Source organism: Campylobacter sp. IFREMER_LSEM_CL2194 (assembly GCF_025771685.1).
Taxonomy (GTDB): Bacteria; Campylobacterota; Campylobacteria; order Campylobacterales; family Campylobacteraceae; genus Campylobacter_D.
This window is the reverse complement of record NZ_JAKMQS010000023.1, coordinates 1-5,901: the sequence shown is the minus strand read 5'-3', so window position 1 is coordinate 5,901 and position 5,901 is coordinate 1. Positions and strand designations below refer to the sequence as shown.

2 tRNA genes and 3 rRNA genes are annotated in these 5,901 nt (G+C 42.9%); all 5 read right to left on the bottom strand.

Going from position 1 to position 5,901, the window contains the following annotated elements:
- Positions 1-65 precede the first annotated feature (65 nt).
- A 5S ribosomal RNA gene (gene rrf / locus L8V79_RS07855) occupies positions 66-182 on the bottom strand.
- A gap of 291 nt (positions 183-473) precedes the next feature.
- Positions 474-3,381 (bottom strand): 23S ribosomal RNA (locus L8V79_RS07850).
- 456 nt (positions 3,382-3,837) lie between these two features.
- Positions 3,838-3,914 (bottom strand) — tRNA-Ile (locus L8V79_RS07845).
- Between the two features lie 8 nt (positions 3,915-3,922).
- Positions 3,923-3,998, bottom strand: a tRNA-Ala gene (locus tag L8V79_RS07840).
- 95 nt (positions 3,999-4,093) lie between these two features.
- A 16S ribosomal RNA gene (locus L8V79_RS07835) occupies positions 4,094-5,607 on the bottom strand.
- The 16S, 23S and 5S rRNA genes sit together here with 2 tRNA genes alongside, the layout of an rRNA operon.
- Between the last annotated feature and the right edge of the window lie 294 nt (positions 5,608-5,901).

Here is a 5,901-nt window from a genome sequence, read left to right as displayed (position 1 = left end):
TAATAACTAACAATAAAAATAAACATAGGATTATATATAAAGTAAGAATAATAAGAGAATTAACAAGTCCGCAATGAGCTACTTTCCCCCTGCCAGTAAGGCGTAGTATCATCACCCACGATGTGCTTAGCTTCTTGGTTCGGGATGGAGCAAGGCGTCTCCACATCTGTATAATCACGGACATTGTTATTTAAATATTCTATTTAATATAGCATAATAAAAACAATCAATAAGATTTAAATATAAAAATCATTTTTATTTTAGTTTTCATCTTATTCTTATATTTAGATGTTTTATTAAACTAAATCACTTTACTGTTTTAGAATACTTAAAAAACAATGTTAAGAGCAAGTTCTAATATAAACTTTACTTGTAAGATTTTATAAACTTAAGAACATAATCTTTATATAAATATTTCATATAAAAACACTCAAAGCTTTATTAAAAACCTTAACAAGGAAGTGATGCTTAAATAAGATAAGCCAAACGCTCTATTAGTACTGGTCAGCTAAAGGACTTTCATCCATTACACACCCAGCCTATCAAACTAGTAGTCTTCTAGAGAGCTTAGAGAAGATTCATCTTAGAGTTGGCTTCACGCTTAGATGCTTTCAGCGTTTATCCGTTCCAAACTTAGCTACGCTGCGATGCTCTTGGCAGAACAACAGCTACACCAGTGGTTTGTTCAACCCGGTCCTCTCGTACTAGGGTCAAATCTCTTCAATCTTCTTACGCCCACGGCAGATAGGGACCGAACTGTCTCACGACGTTCTGAACCCAGCTCGCGTACCGCTTTAAATGGCGAACAGCCATACCCTTGGGACCTGCTCCAGCCCCAGGATGCGATGAGCCGACATCGAGGTGCCAAACCTCCCCGTCGATGTGAGCTCTTGGGGGAGATCAGCCTGTTATCCCCGGGGTACCTTTTATCCTTTGAGCGATGGCCCTTCCACACAGAACCACCGGATCACTAAGACCGACTTTCGTCTCTGCTTGACTTGTATGTCTTGCAGTTAAGCTGGCTTATACCTTTATACTCTACGAACGATTTCCAACCGTTCTGAGCCAACCTTTGTAAGCCTCCGTTATTATTTGGGAGGCGACCGCCCCAGTCAAACTACCCACCAGACATTGTCCCACTTGAGGATAACTCAAGCTGGTTAGCTACCCAAATAAGAAAGAGTGGTATCTCAACAACGGCTCATATACAACTGGCGTCATATACTCAAAGCCTCCCACCTATCCTGCACATTCTTATCCAAATAGCAGTGTCAAGCTGTAGTAAAGGTCCACGGGGTCTTTCCGTCTTGCCGCGGGTAGGAGGAATTTTCACCTCCACTACAATTTCACTGGATCCCTCTTTGAGACAGCTCCCATCTCGTTACGCCATTCATGCAGGTCGGTATTTAACCGACAAGGAATTTCGCTACCTTAGGACCGTTATAGTTACGGCCGCCGTTTACTCGGGCTTCGATCAAGAGCTTCGCTAATGCTAACCCCATCAATTAACCTTCGAGCACCGGGCAGGCGTCACACCCTATACATCCTCTTACGAGTTAGCAGAGTGCTGTGTTTTTGGTAAACAGTCGGGAGGGACTCTTTGTTGTAAGTTTCTTCGCTTTCGGAGTAAATCCTAATACGAAGCGAACCACACCTTATACCGAAGATACGGTGCTATTTTGCAGAGTTCCTTAAAGAGAGTTCTTCCACGCGCCTTAGAATACTCATCCCACCCACCTGTGTCGGTTTACGGTACGGGCAACATTAGCTAAACTTAGAAACTTTTCTTGGCTCGACGGCATCAGCAATTCTCCTCGCTGTCCGAAGACTTTGAAGAGCCTTTCAGTTCTCGGAGTATTGTTATACGGATTTGCCTATATAACCTCCTACGACCTTAGACTAGCACTTCCATCCGCTAGCTTGCTTAGCCCTAAGCGTCCTTCCATCGCACACTAATGTTGGTATTGGAATATTAACCAATTTGCCATCGTCTACCCCTTTCGGACTCGACTTAGGACCCGACTAACCCTACGATGACGAGCATCGCGTAGGAAACCTTGGGTTTACGGCGTTAATGATTCTCACATTAATTATCGCTACTCATGCCTGCATGCTCACTTCTATTCGCTCCAGCACTCCTTACCGGTATACCTTCGGCGCAAATAGAACGCTCTCCTACCACTTAGTAAAACTAAGTCTACAGCTTCGGTACTTACTTTAGCCCCGTTATATTTTCCGCGCAAAATCACTAGACCAGTGAGCTATTACGCTTTCTTTAAAGGATGGCTGCTTCTAAGCCAACCTCCTGGTTGTTTAAGTAACTTCACATCGTTTTCCACTTAAGTAAGATTTAGGGACCTTAGCTGGTAGTCTGGGTTGTTTCCCTCTTGACGACGGATTTTATCACTCGCCGCCTGACTGCTGTGATTACATATAAGGTATTCGGAGTTTGATAGGGTTTGGTACATTGGTGTATGCCCTAGCCCATTCAGTGCTCTACCCCCTTATACTACGACACAACGCTATACCTAAATATATTTCGGAGAGAACCAGCTATCACGAAGTTTGATTGGCCTTTCACCCCTATCCACAAGTCATCCGGGGGCTTTTCAACGCCTATCGGTTCAGTCCTCCACTAGTTCTTACACTAGCTTCAACTTGCTCATGGATAGATCACTTCGTTTCGGGTCTGCAGCATCTGACTTAAGCGCCCTATTCAGACTCGCTTTCGCTACGGCTTCGCGTGTGCTTAACCTTGCCAGACACCACAACTCGCAGGCTCATTATGCAAAAGGCAGTCCATCACACTGTATTGCTACATAGTGCTCTGAATGATTGTAAGCAAATGGTTTCAGGTTCTATTTCACTCTGATCACCTCAGTTCTTTTCACCTTTCCCTCACGGTACTTGTGCACTATCGGTCTGGTAGTAGTATTTAGGGTTGGATCGTGGTCGACCCAGCTTCAGACAGGATTCCTCGTGTCCCGCCCTACTCAGGATACTGCTAGCTAAGGTTTGGTTTTCGTATACGGGACTATCACCCTCTATGGCTACACTTTCCAGAGTGTTCTACTAACCTTACCTATTGCACATTGCAGTCCTACAACCCCCAGTGCAAGCACTGGGTTTGCCCTCTTGCGCTTTCGCTCGCCGCTACTGACGCAATCTCTATTGATTTCTTTTCCTGTAGGTACTAAGATGTTTCAATTCCCTACGTTCGCTCCATTATGGTAGTATATATCTCTATATACTGGGTTGCCCCATTCGGAAATCTACGGATCAAAGCTTCTTGACAGCTCCCCGTAGCTTATCGCAGTCTAGTACGTCCTTCATCGCCTTTACCAGCCAAGGCATCCACCATTCGCTCTTAATAGCTTACCTTTTAAATTCATTCTAAAACGCATCACTTCCTTGTTAAAGTTTTTATGATAAGACTTTACTATCTTAAGACGGAAAGCATTTAAACACTTAATAAAACTAAAAATATTAGTCTCACTAAGCTGTGAGTTTAAAACTTGTCTTTAACTAAAAGCTAAAGAAAAGATAGCTAGGTTTTATCCTTTAACAAGTCCTGTAAAATTGTTTTTATTAAAACTTGCTTGTGACTCTTAACAATGATAATTCAAATAACATTAAATAATTAATCTAATATATAAAATATTCTATTATTTATTTAGCTTAGGTCTTAAAACCTAAAGGAAGTATATATAAAGAGTTTAAATAATTTAAAAACATAGACAATAAAGTATTTTACTTTATTTACTGCTTTATTATTAGCTATATACTTGCTTTAAGTTTTAAAACTTTAACTTAGAATTGATAAACAAATCTTTTTTATGGTGGGCCTAACAAGACTTGAACTTGTGACCTCACCCTTATCAGGGGTGCACTCTAACCAGCTGAGCTATAGGCCCTTAATAAATGGTGGAGAATAGCGGGATCGAACCGCTGACCTCCTGCGTGCAAAGCAGGCGCTCTCCCAGCTGAGCTAATTCCCCAAAATTAGCTTTTCATCAATCTTTGAAATCTAAACAAGGATGATTGAGTCTATATATGAACTGATAGTTGTGAGACTTATCAGTTTGTACTCTAGAAAGGAGGTGATCCAACCGCAGGTTCTCCTACGGTTACCTTGTTACGACTTCACCCCAGTCGCTGATTCCACTGTGGACGGTAACTAGTTTAGTATTCCGGCTTCGAGTGAAATCAACTCCCATGGTGTGACGGGCGGTGAGTACAAGACCCGGGAACGTATTCACCGTAGCATGGCTGATCTACGATTACTAGCGATTCCGGCTTCATGCTCTCGAGTTGCAGAGAACAATCCGAACTGGGACATATTTTATAGATTTGCTCCACCTCGCGGTATTGCGTCTCATTGTATATGCCATTGTAGCACGTGTGTCGCCCTGGGCATAAGGGCCATGATGACTTGACGTCGTCCACACCTTCCTCCTCCTTACGAAGGCAGTCTATTTAGAGTGCTCGGCCGAACCGTTAGCAACTAAATACGTGGGTTGCGCTCGTTGCGGGACTTAACCCAACATCTCACGACACGAGCTGACGACAGCCGTGCAGCACCTGTCTCTAAGTTCTAGCAAGCTAGCACCCTCTTATCTCTAAAAGGTTCTTAGGATATCAAGCCCAGGTAAGGTTCTTCGCGTATCTTCGAATTAAACCACATGCTCCACCGCTTGTGCGGGTCCCCGTCTATTCCTTTGAGTTTTAATCTTGCGACCGTACTCCCCAGGCGGTACACTTAATGCGTTAGCTGCATTACTGAGATGACTAGCACCCCAACAACTAGTGTACATCGTTTAGGGCGTGGACTACCAGGGTATCTAATCCTGTTTGCTCCCCACGCTTTCGCGCCTTAGCGTCAGTTAAGTTCCAGCAGATCGCCTTCGCAATGGGTATTCTTGGTGATATCTACGGATTTTACCCCTACACCACCAATTCCATCTGCCTCTCCCTCACTCTAGACTACCAGTTTCCCAAGCAGTTCAACGGTTAAGCCGTTGGATTTCACAAGAGACTTGATAATCCGCCTACGCGCCCTTTACGCCCAGTGATTCCGAGTAACGCTTGCACCCTCCGTATTACCGCGGCTGCTGGCACGGAGTTAGCCGGTGCTTATTCCTTAGGTACCGTCAGAATTCTTCCCTAAGAAAAGGAGTTTACGCTCCGAAAAGTGTCATCCTCCACGCGGCGTTGCTGCGTCAGGGTTTCCCCCATTGCGCAATATTCCCTACTGCTGCCTCCCGTAGGAGTCTGGACCGTGTCTCAGTTCCAGTGTGACTGATCATCCTCTCAGACCAGTTAAGCGTCATAGCCTTGGTGAGCCATTACCTCACCAACTAGCTGATACTATATAGTCTCATCCTACACCGAAAAAACTTTCCCTACTCAACTTGTGTTAAGCAGGAGTATAGAGTATTAGCAGTCGTTTCCAACTGTTGTCCTCTTGTGTAGGGCAGATTAACTATACCTTACTCACCCGTGCGCCACTAATCCACTTCTAGCAAGCTAAAAGCTTCATCGTTCGACTTGCATGTATTAGGCACGCCGCCAGCGTTCACTCTGAGCCAGGATCAAACTCTCCATAAAAAATAATTGGATAAGTTTAATCTTTTTCTTCAAAGAAAAAGTTGATTGTTAAGATTTAAAATAAATCTTTCTGGCTCAATCGATCACTTATTTAGATTTCAAAGATTGACTATAAGATTTGATTAACAATATTAATAATTTAAAGAACAAATACTAAAAAATTAAGACAAAAAGTCTTAGCTTTTTAAAACCCTTTCGTTTAAAAAGGAAATGAAATTATAGCAATAAAAGCTTAAAGTTTTATTAATATAATTAGACATTTAAAGAAATTTGTTTTAGGGTGAGTTTATATTT